The organism is Bacillus sp. MSP13 (assembly GCF_000815295.1).
Taxonomy (GTDB): Bacteria; Bacillota; Bacilli; order Bacillales; family Bacillaceae; genus Bacillus; species Bacillus vallismortis.
Genome location: NZ_JXAQ01000015.1, coordinates 62,679 through 76,959 on the forward strand (window position 1 = coordinate 62,679; position 14,281 = coordinate 76,959).

General features: G+C 34.4%; 18 protein-coding genes and 1 pseudogene. 18 read left to right on the top strand and 1 reads right to left on the bottom strand.

The window, feature by feature from the left end:
- Positions 1 to 240: 240 nt before the first annotated feature.
- The 4 genes and pseudogenes from SC79_RS21460 to SC79_RS18565 form a co-directional block, all read left to right on the top strand.
- Positions 241 to 420: pseudogene (locus SC79_RS21460) on the top strand (abhydrolase domain-containing 18); the annotation flags it as partial.
- Positions 421 to 564: 144 nt separating this feature from the next.
- Positions 565 to 1,230, top strand: coding sequence for an alpha/beta hydrolase (locus SC79_RS21465; RefSeq protein ID WP_269423652.1), 666 nt, complete (start codon positions 565 to 567; stop codon positions 1,228 to 1,230).
- A gap of 7 nt (positions 1,231 to 1,237) precedes the next feature.
- Positions 1,238 to 2,611: a sensor histidine kinase gene (locus tag SC79_RS18560; RefSeq protein WP_039076346.1), complete on the top strand. Its 1,374-nt coding sequence runs from the start codon at positions 1,238 to 1,240 to the stop codon at positions 2,609 to 2,611.
- On the top strand, positions 2,598 to 3,173 hold the full coding sequence (locus SC79_RS18565; protein WP_039076347.1) for a response regulator transcription factor: 576 nt from the start codon (positions 2,598 to 2,600) through the stop codon (positions 3,171 to 3,173). The genes SC79_RS18560 and SC79_RS18565 overlap by 14 nt, the downstream gene beginning before the upstream one ends.
- A 30-nt stretch (positions 3,174 to 3,203) precedes the next feature.
- Here SC79_RS18565 and SC79_RS20275 read toward each other — a convergent pair whose 3' ends face one another.
- Entirely contained in the window at positions 3,204 to 3,665 is a 462-nt protein-coding gene (locus tag SC79_RS20275) for a helix-turn-helix domain-containing protein (protein WP_052245641.1), read from the bottom strand.
- Positions 3,666 to 3,811: 146 nt separating this feature from the next.
- Here SC79_RS20275 and SC79_RS18575 point away from each other — a divergent pair, with 146 nt between their 5' ends.
- The 14 genes from SC79_RS18575 to SC79_RS18640 all read left to right on the top strand — a co-directional run bounded on the left by SC79_RS18575 (position 3,812) and on the right by SC79_RS18640 (position 14,068).
- Positions 3,812 to 4,027, top strand: a complete 216-nt coding sequence (locus tag SC79_RS18575) for a helix-turn-helix domain-containing protein (RefSeq protein ID WP_231559216.1) — start codon at positions 3,812 to 3,814, stop codon at positions 4,025 to 4,027.
- A 2-nt stretch (positions 4,028 to 4,029) separates the two neighbouring features.
- Positions 4,030 to 4,287: a hypothetical protein gene (locus SC79_RS18580; protein WP_039076348.1), complete on the top strand. Its 258-nt coding sequence runs from the start codon at positions 4,030 to 4,032 to the stop codon at positions 4,285 to 4,287.
- Positions 4,288 to 4,756: 469 nt separating this feature from the next.
- Entirely contained in the window at positions 4,757 to 5,902 is a 1,146-nt protein-coding gene (locus tag SC79_RS18585) for a hypothetical protein (protein ID WP_039076349.1), read from the top strand.
- Between the two features lie 74 nt (positions 5,903 to 5,976).
- Entirely contained in the window at positions 5,977 to 8,298 is a 2,322-nt protein-coding gene (locus SC79_RS20280) for a thioester domain-containing protein (protein WP_052245642.1), read from the top strand.
- 13 nt (positions 8,299 to 8,311) lie between these two features.
- Positions 8,312 to 8,710, top strand: coding sequence for a hypothetical protein (locus SC79_RS18595; RefSeq protein ID WP_039076350.1), 399 nt, complete (start codon positions 8,312 to 8,314; stop codon positions 8,708 to 8,710).
- A gap of 15 nt (positions 8,711 to 8,725) precedes the next feature.
- Complete coding sequence (locus SC79_RS18600; protein ID WP_039076351.1) at positions 8,726 to 8,989, top strand: hypothetical protein; 264 nt, start codon at positions 8,726 to 8,728, stop codon at positions 8,987 to 8,989.
- A complete protein-coding gene (locus SC79_RS21470) occupies positions 8,976 to 9,800 on the top strand; it encodes a hypothetical protein (RefSeq protein WP_039076352.1) in 825 nt (274 codons plus the stop codon). Before SC79_RS18600 ends, SC79_RS21470 begins: the two co-directional genes overlap by 14 nt.
- A 15-nt stretch (positions 9,801 to 9,815) precedes the next feature.
- On the top strand, positions 9,816 to 10,241 hold the full coding sequence (locus SC79_RS18610) for a hypothetical protein (protein ID WP_039076353.1): 426 nt from the start codon (positions 9,816 to 9,818) through the stop codon (positions 10,239 to 10,241).
- Between the two features lie 28 nt (positions 10,242 to 10,269).
- Positions 10,270 to 10,452, top strand: a complete 183-nt coding sequence (locus SC79_RS18615; RefSeq protein WP_039076354.1) for a hypothetical protein — start codon at positions 10,270 to 10,272, stop codon at positions 10,450 to 10,452.
- A 29-nt stretch (positions 10,453 to 10,481) separates the two neighbouring features.
- Positions 10,482 to 10,856: a hypothetical protein gene (locus SC79_RS18620; RefSeq protein WP_039076355.1), complete on the top strand. Its 375-nt coding sequence runs from the start codon at positions 10,482 to 10,484 to the stop codon at positions 10,854 to 10,856.
- 27 nt (positions 10,857 to 10,883) lie between these two features.
- Entirely contained in the window at positions 10,884 to 12,098 is a 1,215-nt protein-coding gene (locus SC79_RS18625; protein WP_039076356.1) for an ATPase, T2SS/T4P/T4SS family, read from the top strand.
- 3 nt (positions 12,099 to 12,101) lie between these two features.
- Complete coding sequence (locus tag SC79_RS18630) at positions 12,102 to 12,941, top strand: hypothetical protein (protein ID WP_039076357.1); 840 nt, start codon at positions 12,102 to 12,104, stop codon at positions 12,939 to 12,941.
- Positions 12,942 to 12,950: 9 nt separating this feature from the next.
- Positions 12,951 to 13,673 (top strand): hypothetical protein, encoded by a 723-nt coding sequence (locus tag SC79_RS18635; RefSeq protein ID WP_039076358.1) that lies wholly within the window; start codon positions 12,951 to 12,953, stop codon positions 13,671 to 13,673.
- Between the two features lie 32 nt (positions 13,674 to 13,705).
- The gene (locus SC79_RS18640; protein WP_039076359.1) at positions 13,706 to 14,068 is read left to right on the top strand and encodes a hypothetical protein; all 363 of its coding nucleotides are present in this window, start codon (positions 13,706 to 13,708) and stop codon (positions 14,066 to 14,068) included.
- The last annotated feature ends 213 nt before the right edge of the window (positions 14,069 to 14,281 follow it).

Consider the following 14,281-nt stretch of genomic DNA (forward strand, 5'->3'; position numbering starts at 1 on the left):
ATTAATTGTTCTTTATCCTATATTGTCTTTTATATGAAAATGACCTCTCTTATTCAGTATTCCTTAATCTATTCATTTTAAACCTGAAAATAAAATTCCAAAGAGATTTTTCTAAGTTTGTTAACTTATTCTTATAGTGATAAAATTTAACCAATCATAGTGGAGACATGTTGTGTCCGGCTTAAAATGCCAAAGGAGCTAAGAATAAAAACACAATAAAGAGAAGCATAATATTTTTTATTAACCAAGGAGGATGTTAAAGTGCATTACTCAGAAATTATAGATCGTTTGGCGTTATATGATTTACACAAAAAAAGAAGTAAAGATAAACATTTTTCATCTTGTACTGCCGATATAGGTGATAGAGAAGAATTTTACAGTGCAAATATAGCTGATGTTTCAATTGATTTACATGAATCAAAAAAGAATTATAAGGTTGGAACATTTAGCTATGAATCTTTAATTCAATCTGGGAATCCTGTCAATGACACCTTAAAAGGGGAGGTTTTATTAAATGAAAATGATATAGATCAACCTAATGTCATCTTTGTACACGGCTGGCGCATGGATTCGTTCGATAGAATCAAAAAAATATTTCATAAACGTATAATGAACGATTTAGGCTGGAATATGTATTATTATTCTCTTCCATACCATTTTGAAAGAGAACCGGAAAATTCACTGTATAGTGGCGAATTGATGATTAGTGCAAATATTGATCGTACAATTGAGTCGACAAGACAGGCTATTGTAGATTTGAGAGCTTTAATTCAATGGATAAAAGCTAATAAAAAAGGGCCTGTTATCATAGTCGGAGTAAGCCTTGGGGGATGGGTTACTAATCTAATTGCTACCCTAGAATCGAAAATTGATGTAGTGGTATCAATCTTTTATGCAAATCGCCTTTCTTATTCAATATGGAACACGATCCCAGGTAAATTCATAAGAGAAGAATTAGAACAAAATGGTGTGACCTATGAAGAGTTAATAAAATATTGGAATATCACAGATCCTAGTCAAGCCTTGCCGAAAGTTAATAAAGATAACATACTGCTGATTTCTGCTAAACATGATCAATATATAGACTTAAAAGATGCCGATTATTTATGGGAAAGTTGGGAGAAGCCCACTAGATATGTCTACAATTGTGGTCATTCCGGTATTGTTCTTTGTCGCAAAAAGCTGGCAAATGATACGCTTTCCTTCATTCAAAATAAAATAATAAGGTAAGATTAAGATGGTTATACTTACTGCGTTACTTTGGATAATGAGTGCCATTCTTTTGCTCACATACCCAGAAAATGAAAAAACCAGATGGGGAAGTTTCATTGGCATTGGTGGGGGTTTTGGAGGATTAAGTGTCTTATTATCATATGTATTGGATCATGCTTCTAAATGGATTCAATTTTTGCATTATCTGTCTTCGTCAATAGGACATTATGGGACTGCATATGCCATTTTAATTTTCGGCTTAGTATTTTCAGACACATTAAAGCCAGGTCAAAAACTTCTTTGGAAGCTGTTGTTATTCATCCCTGTTATCATCATGCAGGTTTTTTTCACGGATTATCCTAAATGGGAGACGCAGCATGTAATATTATCACTTTGGGTTGTTCCTTATGTTTTCATATCATTAGCTTTGATGGTTTACTCTGCATATTCGGAAACGAATAAGACGTCTAAAAAACAAAAAATATTTACTTGCTTAGTAGTCGTGCCAACCCTTACTTTTGCAGTGTTCACAAATATTATTTTAGAGGCTTTTGGGTTTTTCGGAGTTTGGATGCTCAATCCGTGGGTTATAGCTGTAGCATTTTTGCTGTTCACCTACTTCATCATTAAATATGGCTTTTTAGGCGTTCAAATAAAATTTGAAAAGCAAAGACGTGACTTAACAATGAAAGCTGTAACATCAGGTACAGCCTTGTTAAACCACTCAATAAAAAATGAAGTGGCTAAAATTGATTTGTTGGCGAATCAATTGAAAGAAACATCCAATAAAGAAAACAATGATGATGCCGTTGATTTGATTTTAAAGTCTGCAAACCATTTGTTTGAGCTTTCAAGTCGTATTCAAAAAAAATTGGATATTATGGAGTTGAAGGAATCTGAATTTCGAATGAGTGATTTAATTAAATCAAGCATTGAGTTACTTCAACCTCATATTTCAGAAGTCAATTTAATAAAAAAATATGAAGTTGATGCTCAGGTTTATGGCGATTTTGTTCATTTACAAGAAACAGCATTAAACATAATGAAAAACGCTATGGAGGCTATGGGAGACAACAAAACACTGAAGATTAGACTCTATGAAACCCGTAAAAACATTCATATAGATTTTACAGACAACGGAAAAGGTATTGAAAAAGATAAGCTTTCAAAGATATTAGATCCCTTCTTTTCAACGAAAAAAAAGGTTGGGAATTTTGGACTTGGATTAACATACTGTTATAACGTTATGACAAAACATAAAGGTGATATAACAGTAAAAAGTCAATTAGGTCATGGAACAACAATAACATTGTCATTGCCAAAAAACAGAGTTCTTAATATTACACCAATCCAAGAAGTTGAGAATAATTTGTCAGGGGAATGTTATGGATATAATTAGAGTGATGATCGTTGAGGACGATTCGGTCTGGATGAAATGTATATCTGACTTGGTTCAAAAAGAGGCCGATATCATAGTTGTTAGTCAAGCATTTACTAAAGAAGAAGCTCTTCAAATTGATTCTTCAGAAGTCGATGTTGTATTAATGGATCTAACTTTATCTGAAGATGAAGAGCTAGGTGGTCTTCATTTGTCTAGGGAATTAAATGAGAAAGGTTTTGAAAAGATTATCATGTTGACTTCCTGGGACGAACCAGCAATTATCCTAGAATCGTTCGATAAAGGAGCAACAAATTATATAAACAAAACCTCTTACAGAGATATTCCAGAAGCGATTAGAGAAGCATATACAGATAAAGTCAGCTTTAATGCAGACGTTTCGAGTTTACTAATCAATGAGCTTAGATTAGAAAGAAAGGCAAGTGTATTAACACCTGCGGAACGTGAAGTTTTCAAGTTGAAGGAAAAAGGACTAAGTAGAGCACAAATTGCTGGAAAATTGTTCAAATCAGTTGAAACGATTAAAAAGCAGCTTAAAACAATAAAGGAAAAAATCAAATAATATCAAGGTTTAAAAGGGAGGGGTATAAATTTACCCCTCCCTTTTATTTGGAGATTCTTGTACAGTATTATTCGTTAACGAATTAAACAATTTCTTTAAAAGCTCACGGTCTTCATCATTTAATTGAGCAAGAGCTTCTGCAAGAGGGGTGATATTCTTTAATAGAGGAAGGATATTTGCTGTAAGAAAAGATTGAACTAGCTCTATTTCGCATTCAGACATTTGATTTAAAACATTGAGTAGTTGTTTTTTATAAGGTGTGTTTGTCTCATCTGAAACAACGTTTTCTGGCAATACATCATATAGGGGAACCCTCAATGCTTCACATATTTTTATCAATGTCTCTATGGTTGGTGAGGAATTGCCGTTCTCAATTTTACTAATTGTACTCTGGGCAGTTCCTGAAAGATGAGCTAATTCAGTTGTTGACATGTTTATTGCTTTACGATACTTATATATCTTTTCTCCAAGTTCTTTTTTAAAATCATTCATGTGTTTCACGCACCAATGCTGAGGAATTTATTTTACTTTCATCATAGCAGAAAATAAGAAAAGAATTTGCTGATTAAAAAATATTCATTTGCGAATATAAAAGTGTTGATATTTTATTCGTTAACGAATAAAATGATTTTAGGGAGGTGAATAACATAAACACTTTGAGGAAAAAGAGAAATGAAAAGGGTTGGAGCCAATATAGGCTTGCAGAAGAATCTGGCGTATCACAAGCAACTATTTCTGCAATTGAAAACGGCAATCGACAACACTCACTTCATAAAAATATCATGAGAATTGCCGTAGCATTAGGAATCAAAGTAGAGGAACTTACTGATCCTTTAAAAGACGGTGGTGATTAAAAATGAGCAGTGTAAAGAAGATGGTCAGATTTCAATTTTTAGATTTCGCAAATAGAGTAACAATTCGTACATTCAACAAAGATATCTACATACTTAGACCAGGTTTGATTGTTCAAAACGTTGAAACTAATCAATACCGAAGAATTGAAGAAATCTATTATGAAATTAGAACAGTTAGAACGATTAAAGGAGCCATTATCGCTAAACGAAAAAATAAAAATAGCGAATTATACATGGCAAAGGCGAAAGTTGCCAGTTGATTATGAATGGATAAGTTATATGTATTATGATGTGTGCAATTGATATGTAATATGCACAAACGTTCCTTGAAAATTAAATATGCGTGGTTCTCGATGAAAGATCACTATTCGAGTCAACTATACGGTTAACTAGTTAGTGGGGAGAAGCTTAAAATCCACTTGTGATCGCTGATAGACAACGATTAGACAAATTACATTTGTTAATCGTAAGGTTGTTGGTAAGAGCCAAAAACCAACCTATGAATGAAAAAAAGATTAGGTTTAATAATACCTGTTCTTTTGTTGTGGTATTTCTAAAAATCGAAAGCTAATTTGCAAAAACGCGAATTATGAATAGATGAAGGCTGCATTGAGTAATTGCAGCCTTTAATTGATTATTAATTGTATACATGATGATGTATAAACTTATCCTTTGAAGTATTTAACTTTTATGTAATATTAACGATAATAATAAAAAGGGGGCTTTACGGTGAAAAAGAAATTCCTGATCAGCAGCATTGCAGTGGCTGTAATCTCGGTTGGAAGTGTTACTGGGGTCTACGCATACAATAAACATGTCGAAGCCAAAGAAGCAGCACTAGTAGAACAAAAAGAGTCTCTAGCGATAGAGAATGCAAAGGCAGCAGTGAGGAAGTTAAATGATTCACCTACACAAGAAAATATTGATCAAGCTAAATCTAAGGTTGAATTGGTTAGTGGTAAACTTAAGAATTCTTTAGAAAAAGAAGTCGAACAGGCAGAGAAAATGTTCAACTTTAAAAAAGAGCTATCCGGCATTATTTCCAATGACGTAATTAAAAATGGTGTTACCTCATCAAAAATAAAAACAGCTAAGAAAAATTTGTCCGAGATTGAAAAATTCAATAAAGAATTCTCCGAGGATCAAGCAAAAATCTTAAGCCAGGCTGAAAAGCAATTAAAGATCATTGATGATGCACGTGCGGAAATCAAATCGTCCAAAAAGTCGTTGGCTAGGTCAGAGTATAATAAGGCTGCCAAACTGGTTAAGCAAATCAAAAATAAAACCATCAAGGACGAATTGAATAAGGAGCTTGGAGAAATAGACAAAAAAATTGATGCAGCAAAATCATCAAGTAAACGTGCGAATCATTCAGAAACATCCAATGCACAAAAAAATGAAAGTTCTTCAAATGCTACAACCAAGTCATCTACACAAAATGAAACAAGAAACAATAACAGCAACAGTTCATACAAAAACAATACAAATACATCAAGAAACAATACCACACAACAGCCGTCTGCTTCCACACCATCAGCGAAATCATCTTCAGGATCAACGCATAAGTCATCTGGAAGTGCGTCAGCGAAGTCATCCTCTGGATCAACATATAAGTCTTCTGGAGGCTCTACAGCAAAGTCATCTTCAGGATCAACGCATAAGTCATCTGGAAGCTCATCAGCGAAGTCATCCTCTGGATCATCTAATAAATCGTCTTCAGGTTCTACAGGTAAGTCATCTTCAGGATCATCTAATAAATCGTCTGGAGGGACTGATTGGGATCAAGTTGGAAAAGACCTTGAAAATAAGGATTGGAGCAATACTGGATCAGGAGAAATTGATAAAGGCGGAAACACATGGGATTCATGGAAGTGATTATCTAACAGAGCAAAAGGTTATTCATTACGAATAACCTTTTTTTATTGCCCTGATTAGCAAAAGGAGAGTAAATGTTTAAAATGAATGGCTTAATGACCAAAAGGATCGCATTTAGTTTTTTGTGTCTTGTCTCTATTATTTTGAGTGGCATCATTTTTACAGGAAACGTAGATGCTGCAAGTCCAAAAGTAGAATACTTAGGAAAGGTGAGATATGGAGATTACATTGTTGGTAAGTTTAAAGTTAATGGTGAGATAGCTTTTTGCGTTGACCATGTTAAAGAAACGCCTCCTACTGGAGCTTCTTACGGTGGTGGTAACGCTTATAAAAACGAAAAAATTAGAGCGATTCTCTACTACGGATATGGAGGCCCAGGCAATGAAGTAGGGAATGGGGATACGGCTTTAGTTGCTACGAGTATTGCATTGGATACTGTAATGAATGGGAATCATTCATCAGGAAGAGATAGCATTCCAGGCTATAAGAAATTGATGAAACATGCTGAAGCTAAGGATGCCCCATCGACAAGCATTGAGTTTAATAAAACAAACGTTACAAGCAAGGTATCAGGTAATGTTCAAAAGTCTGAGACAATTGTTTTTAAAGCAGATTCTAAGAATTCAATAAAGTTGAACGTCCCAGATAAAGTAACACTGCATACAGGCGGTAAGGAGTATTCAGGGAAAAACGTAACTATCAAAGGTGGACAAAGTTTTTATTTGACTGCACCACTGGATTATGGAAATGATGTTAAATTTCATAATGTAAAGCCATCTCTAGGGAAATATCAATCATTACTATTTACTGCATATAGTTCTTCTTATCAAAGATTAGGATCTGGTTTATTAACCGACCCTGAGCCGGTGACGGATCTAAATATTAAATTTGAGGTTCGACAGAAGAAGATTAACGTGCAGCACATTGACAAGTATACAAAGAAAGTATTAGAGGAAGAACATTACACCAGAAATATTGGGGCTGATTATTCCTTTAAACCTAAAAACAGCATTGAACAAGGTGGAAACAAATATATTCCTGTAGATAAAAAAAGCAAAAAAGGTACTGTAGGAAATAAAGATGTAACTGTGAAATTTCATTATAACCTGCAACGTAAAGTAACGATTAAGCATGTTGATGCAAGAGACAATCGTGTTATAAAAACGGAATCAGATCTCTATGTGAGAGGTGACAAATATAGTTACAAACCCAGAAATGATCTAAAAAAAGGCGATTACACGTATAGACCAACATCTAATAAAGTCTTAAAAGGGGAAATAGGCAGCAAAAACATTACATTAACCTTTTATTATGATGTTCCCTTGATAAAGGCTAATCTGAAAAAAATCCAGATTTACACGCAAAAATCAGTCGAGGGTCTGCCGGTTAAACTTTATCTCGATAGGGTTAATGTTTACCCTGATGACGTAAACGACATGAGCAAGGAAAAAATTAAGGTCTCAATCTATGACGGTAAGAAGGTAGTCGTAAGTAAAGAGTACACTGCGAAAAGCTTACCAACAAAATCCGAAATGAAGATTCCTGCTGCTGATCTAGTTGTAAATAAGAAAAAAACGTACACAGTGAAATTAGAAGGTTATAGCAAGTATGCATTAGATGTTGATTCCAAAAAAGCTTCTTTAAGTACAGATGGATATACTGCTTCTGAAAAAACGATTAAAGTAAGTTCTGATAAAGAAAACAATCTCTCTTACAAAGGGGTTGTGATGACAGAAAGGGAAGTAGGGAAGAACATGAAGCTCTTCTATGAATCCCTTAATATCCCTTTGAAATCACTGTCTAAGATGAGGACAGGATATGGATTTGATATGCCTGTTAACTTCAGTTATTCAAACGACATCGGTACATGGGCGGGTGATTTTGGAGTAGACATGCTTGTTCCTACAACAATCGTAGACAGTAGTTATATTCAATATCCTACAAAGAAAAAAGTGGCTACTGTAAGTTTAGAAAAAACATCATCAGCAAAAACAAAAAATGGTGAAAGTGTTTCAATCAAAAGTCTTTATGAGTTGCAGCATGTGAATGTTGAAAAACGTACTGGTCATTTATTTACAGATGATCAGGTGAAAAAGAAAGACAAAAGGATCAAGTATGAATTAGTTGACGGTAACCGTAAATTTTATTTGCCGATATGGGGGAATATTGGTGACTACACAGTAAAAGTCCAATCGAATGAACCTATTGGTGTAAATCAGGTTAACTTTGAGGTTAACAACAGTCTTAATGTCTTTGCACATATGATCGCTCATATGGATTCTGAGACGGTTTCTGATGATGCAATACTCATTAAACCTGTAAGTCCAGATAATCCATTCCCAGAAGGATTGCCGAAAGGATGGACTCAGTCAGATGTTAACTGGATCAATAAATAAAAAGAAGGATTTAATGGATATTGAGTTAATTAATTCTTTAGAAAGTGCTGTGCGAGCCAGGGGGAATCCATTTGTTGTTACTTCTATAAATAGTGGCGTTTTGTATTCAACACTCACAACATTAATTTATCTTTTATCACGAAAAAGACAAAATAATGCTCTTCATATGGATATGATTATGTATTTGAGTGAAGAGCTTAATCATCTTATTTATCATGAGTTTATTAAAGAAAAAGATGAGAATTTTATGAGATTATTATTTGGGAAAGCTGAATTGTTGCTAGAAGCTTGCTTTAACATTATGGAATTAGCAGAAAGCAAAACGAGAAAATTCAATGAAATAGAACACATCCATTTCTTTAAAGATGAAAAATACTTAATACGTGATTATTTGGATACAGTACGGAAATAATGGAGGATTAATTATATGAATAAGCCTTTCTCAGAATTCGCTCCAAAAAACATATGGTGGCCTGATTTTACAAGGCGGCCACTAGAAAACAAATTGGTTTTAGGTATATCTGGTGGTGGCCGAGCGTCATACCTGAAAAGAGAGTCACAGGTTGATAATAATGACCTTCAAGATCTTGTGGATCAACAGGGGAAAAACATGGCATATCCTTTTGATGAAACAGATTTAAAAGGGTTAGAAATATCAAAAGTAAGGGATGAGGTTGATGACTCCTTATGAAAAGGTATTAAACTATGTCAAAAGTGAAGGGGTCATTGTTGAAGAAAAGTTTGTTTCTTCAGTTCAACATCCTTGTGAACAGTTTCAATTAGCCCTCTATGAATGCGAAAAGAAGTTATTTGGAACAATCACTGTGCCGAAATTCACAGATGAGTCAGATTTTACTAAAGCTGTCCGTTTAGCAAGATGCTATGCTTTGTTTAGAATTGCTCAAAAAAGCATGGTTATCAAAAGGTCGATTTTGTTCTTTGATTCTTATATCACCAATCTTGCAAGAAATAATTATGCTTGGAAAGAATGTGAAAAGATATTACAAGAAACAGGGGTGATTGAAAAACCTGAAATGCTGCTCAGAAAAAACCTTTATCAAAGATTGTTTTACCCTAAATATCTTTATACTGAGGCAGGAAGAGAATTTCAAAAGATTAAGGAAACAGAAAGGGAATACTTCAATAAGAAGTATTCCCTTAAAAATGCAATATTCAACTATACTAGACCAGTTGTTAATTGGATAGTGAATTTAATTCGATTGTATATAGGGCTTGGATTACTTGCTGTATTGCATAAAGAAAACTATCCTATTCCGTATGTTTCATATTTGTTTGATCAAGCAGGCACAGAATATGATGTTATATTTAACATGTGGTATTCAATGGCTTTAATTTATACGATTGTGAAAATGATTCTTTTCTCTTTTGATTTTAGAAACGATCAAATAATTAACGATAAAATAATCAGAACCTGCAATAACGGGTTCTTTTCTTCTAATCAAGCTTTTGAGATTGAAGAAAAAGTTCATAAGAAAATTTGATAAAGGGGGGATTTGGTGGGCAAGTATTTTACTACAATTGGGTTGCACGATGGCGGATTTGAAATGCAAATATTAGTTTCATCTTCTGTAACAAAAAAGAAAGCAGAAAAAATAGGGAATAGTGGCTCTTTTCATATAGGTTATCTTTATGATGATAAGCTGATAATGAAAGGAGAAACCTTGACAATAAACAAAGAAGAAACAGACAAATATCAATTTAGAGTATGCAGAGACGAATCGAAGCTGATGCTTAGACCTGAAGACTATGAGTGTCTTACCTGGGAGGAAGCAATTAAATACTTAATAGAAGAAAGAAAAGTAACATTACCTTTTACGTTAGAATCCTATTACTATGGGGTTCATGAAACGCAGCCATTTATTAAAACACAGCCTTTAATTAAAAATTATATTAAAGAAAATGAAAAAGAGCCTTTTAATTAAGGCTCTTTTTACTTTAGGAGGAATTATAATGTTTAGCTTAGTTTCACAATATTTTATGGTCTTTATTATTGCTGTCCCTATCCTGTTTATTACTGCTCTTGTCACTAGAATCAAATATGCCAAGACCAAAAAAGACAAAACTCTTTTTACTCTTTACAGTGTAATCTCAGGTATGTTTACTGTTGGACTGCTGTTGTATAAATTTTTGTGATTTGACTAGTGGTTGGAAAGGGGCTTTAAATGAGACACTTCCCGAAATGGATGACCCTAATTGTTTTAGGGTTCATTTTAATTGCATATGGCGTATATCAAACGATGCAGAGTTATCGCTATAACGACTTATCAAAAGAAATGAAAGAAGCTGCACAGGTTGCGATTAACAAAAACGTTGATAAGAGTATACGTGTTGATGAAAAGAAAGTCGCTTTTGTGGAATCAGAATTCGAAAAAGAATTTAAGACACTTTTTAATAAAGACCAAAATTTCAAAGTCAAAAACTATTCCTTTAACTATCTTAAAACGCCTGAAGGTTTTTATAAGGCTATCAAAATAAAGATTAAAGATGATCAGGATTCTCCATATGAAATAACGTTTGTAACTGATTTTGAGGAATGAGTAGTCTATAGCTGAAGGAGGATTAAAATGTCAATACTTTTAAAAGAACCGATTACTAAAGAAACACTCGATCAAATTAATAAAATCCTGACAGAAGATCATGCGGAACTTTTTCATCAGGCTTTTATCAAAGAAGATTCAAAAGAAGCACTTAAAATTGTTGTCAAAGAATTGTTTTCTGATGTGTTAGATACACCTGAAAAGGTGGACTATGCCATTAGAGAGCTTGTCGGTATGGGGTTGATTGAGCAATTAAAATCCGATGAGAGAGTAACTGATATTGGATTTGATGGTAATCAACTGTGGGTGCAGGGAAACGATATTAAAAAGTATTCTCTACCCTTTGAAGAAGATGAAGCAATCAAAACGGTATCCAAATTTTCATCCAGCACGGGTACGGAATTAACAGCAAAGAGAAACATCCTAAATACAAGTAAGGATCGCATGAGGTTGAATGCTGTCCATAATAGTGTGGCAGTTGATGGCACGACATTTGCTATTAGGGTGTCGAGACCGGGCATGGCACTTAACGAGGAAAACTTTGCATCATTTGCTCCGTTACATATGTTGGATTTTATAAAAGCAGCTGCCAAAACAAGATCGAACATATTGATTTCTGGTGAAACCGGAACTGGAAAAACAGAGTTTCAAAAGTTATTTATCAATTATATTAGAGAGAATGAACGTATAGCGTTTATTGAAACAAACAAGGACATTTATATAAAAGAAACCTTCCCAGAAAGAGATATTTTCTATTGGGTTGCCAATGAAGTAACCAGTATAGAAAAATTGATATCACATGCTGCATTACGAAGTCATCCTGTGTGGGTTATGGTTGCTGAGGTTGTTGGACGTGAAGTGTACCAAATGGTTAATGGGATATTAACAGGTCACAAAATTGCAACGACTCTACACTCAGTTGATGCACGGGCACAGCCGCAAAGACTATTGGGAATGGCTAAAGAAGGTTACAACGTTGACGACAAAATGTTTCTCGACAATATCTACAGATATGTAGACTTTGGTTTTCATATTGAGAAAATCCCAGTTGGAAATGGAAAGGAAATACGTTATTTGAATGAGGTTGTTGCTTTTAACAGCGACCATAGTGCTTCAACAATTTTTAGACAAGATTATGATGGTGACGGGTTTGTTATTGAGCATGGAACATTACCTGCTGAGTTCTTGAAAAAATTGAAGAAATTCAGAGTTGATTATACTGGATTGCCAAAGGAGGCATAGGGGGTGTTAGGATATCAAAAAAAGGTCATGACCATTGACGAAATGAATGCATATAGAAAAGCCTATGGAGATCCACTTGCCAAAAAGGAAATATTTACGGCTCTTGTCGTACCTTTTGTTTTAGGCTTTTCGGTTGTTATGGCCTTGTTTTATTATTGGTGGTTGGCCATTCTTGGAGGAATACTAGCTTCTACATATGGTTATGTAGTTCTAATGAGAAATAGTGTTCAAAGATTTTATACACAACATGCGAGGATTCAGCGTAATAGATTTATTAACAATATGACTGAATTGCTTGTAAACCCAGAAGAGACAGTGATAACAGCATTAAAATGGTGTGCTCATAAAGATATCTCCGATGGGGAATTCAAGAAAGACTTAGACACACTTATTGCAAGGTTGATGAAAGCAAATGAAGCTGGAAAAAAGCAAGCATTTGAAGAAATGCGTGACAAATATTCAAATGACTTTGTTTTTGGCTTGTTTATTGACATGTTAATTACTGCAATCACACATGGTAGAAATGATATAGAAAAAATAAAGGAACTTGCGGCATGGCATAATGAAGTATTGGAAGAAACATCAATTTTAATGGAATCAAAAGAAAGAGCAAAACAGCACTATAAAATAACAAGTATTTATAATATCTCTGTGATAGCCATTTTAACCTTTGCTATGGGTTTTAATGGCTTTTTACTTTATTATGCTCATAATCCAATAGGATGGGCAAGTTCCCTTCTTCTTCTTGGATTGGCAGCCTATCATTTCAATACATTTCAGAACCGTATGCTTGATGATGAAGTAACACAAATGAAAGGCTGGAGAAAATCAAAAAAGAAATAGGTGAACACAATGAAAAAACATGGTTTTTGGCACTTAGTGGCCGAACATGATTTATACGAAATGGTTGAGAAATCAGGGTTTGGAGAAAAGGAGTTTGTTGCATTCCAAAAACGAAGATTGAGGAATGCAATCATATCAATGTTAGGTGCAGTTCTTCCAGCGATTATCCTTTCACCTTGGTTATCATTTCTGGCGTTGTTATTTTTTGTTGTCACATGGAGGCATGAATATAGAAAGGAAAGAAAAGAATTTCAAGATTCACTCTATGAAAAGCAACTTTCATGGTTTGTTTTTCAAAGGTTGGTTGTCACATACCTGAAAGGGCCAAATGACTCTATTTTTGAAGCCTTTAAAAATGTTCTGGATCGTCTTGAACCTGGAGAATTCAAAGATAATTTGCACCGATTAAGCGTTAAAATGACGATGCAACCAAACGAAGTGAGACCATTTATTCAGTTTGCAGAAGAAGCAGCAGGCGGCACAGATGAGTCATTAACATTTATGACGGCCTTGTTCAATTTCAAAAACCATTCATATGATTCGACCGTAATTGATGGACTGAGTGAGCGAGCAAGAAACGAAATGAGGCGAGGAATTAGGGATATTCGGAAAATGAAAGAAAAGAGCTTTTACCTGTTCCCGACTAAGCTCACAATGCTAAACGTATTACCGATGTTTGGTTTTATGGCAGGAGTAGCCGTTAATGTATTTACTAACAACATGAATATTTGAAAATATGAACATATGAAAGGGGTGATTTCAAAATGGCTATGGAAGATGCTGCTGGCGAATTTACCTCCCAGGTTCAATTTATGCTTATTGTTTATTTCTTGTTAGCTCTTGTAATCTTTGGTGCACAAAGTATTCAAACAACAGATTTTAAAAACTACGTTGATGGGCAACTTGAGAGTCATGGTGGGTTGACAGCAGAAGCCTCTGCAAGTATAGAAGATTATTCGAAAAAACATTATGGGGGCAGATATTCTGTGGTTAGTAGCTCTACATCTAAAAAGGCATACGGTGAAACCATCGAATATGAGATTAGAGGAAAATTAAAAATCTTCTTCATGGATATGCCGGATCAACTGGTGAGCAAGAGGGGATCAACTATTAGCCTTGTGAGGTGAGGATCTTGTCTGCAAAAAATATGCTAATGATTTCTGGGTTAATTGTATTGGCTTTTATGTTGATGTTGGCCAAAGATTATTTTTCTAGTATGCAAGACTTTTTCATTCAACATTACAGGTCAATTAATAAATTTTAGGAGCAAAAAATCATCATTTTAAGGAGGTGACAATGACATGAGTTTTGAAATGAACGCAGACCGCAGTATTAACGGT

What these genes read in the sequence shown, in the direction of transcription:
- SC79_RS18640 (WP_039076359.1), top strand. Translation starts at nt 13,706, where the DNA reads ATGGCTATGGAAGATGCTGCTGGCGAATTTACCTCCCAGGTTCAATTT.
- SC79_RS18595 (WP_039076350.1), top strand. Translation starts at nt 8,312, where the DNA reads ATGGATATTGAGTTAATTAATTCTTTAGAAAGTGCTGTGCGAGCCAGG.
- SC79_RS20280 (WP_052245642.1), top strand. Translation starts at nt 5,977, where the DNA reads ATGTTTAAAATGAATGGCTTAATGACCAAAAGGATCGCATTTAGTTTT.
- SC79_RS18580 (WP_039076348.1), top strand. Translation starts at nt 4,030, where the DNA reads ATGAGCAGTGTAAAGAAGATGGTCAGATTTCAATTTTTAGATTTCGCA.
- SC79_RS20275 (WP_052245641.1), bottom strand. Translation starts at nt 3,665, where the DNA reads ATGAATGATTTTAAAAAAGAACTTGGAGAAAAGATATATAAGTATCGT.
- SC79_RS18625 (WP_039076356.1), top strand. Translation starts at nt 10,884, where the DNA reads ATGTCAATACTTTTAAAAGAACCGATTACTAAAGAAACACTCGATCAA.
- SC79_RS21470 (WP_039076352.1), top strand. Translation starts at nt 8,976, where the DNA reads ATGACTCCTTATGAAAAGGTATTAAACTATGTCAAAAGTGAAGGGGTC.
- SC79_RS18600 (WP_039076351.1), top strand. Translation starts at nt 8,726, where the DNA reads ATGAATAAGCCTTTCTCAGAATTCGCTCCAAAAAACATATGGTGGCCT.
- SC79_RS18635 (WP_039076358.1), top strand. Translation starts at nt 12,951, where the DNA reads ATGAAAAAACATGGTTTTTGGCACTTAGTGGCCGAACATGATTTATAC.
- SC79_RS18565 (WP_039076347.1), top strand. Translation starts at nt 2,598, where the DNA reads ATGGATATAATTAGAGTGATGATCGTTGAGGACGATTCGGTCTGGATG.
- SC79_RS18615 (WP_039076354.1), top strand. Translation starts at nt 10,270, where the DNA reads ATGTTTAGCTTAGTTTCACAATATTTTATGGTCTTTATTATTGCTGTC.
- SC79_RS18620 (WP_039076355.1), top strand. Translation starts at nt 10,482, where the DNA reads ATGAGACACTTCCCGAAATGGATGACCCTAATTGTTTTAGGGTTCATT.
- SC79_RS18560 (WP_039076346.1), top strand. Translation starts at nt 1,238, where the DNA reads ATGGTTATACTTACTGCGTTACTTTGGATAATGAGTGCCATTCTTTTG.
- SC79_RS21465 (WP_269423652.1), top strand. Translation starts at nt 565, where the DNA reads ATGGATTCGTTCGATAGAATCAAAAAAATATTTCATAAACGTATAATG.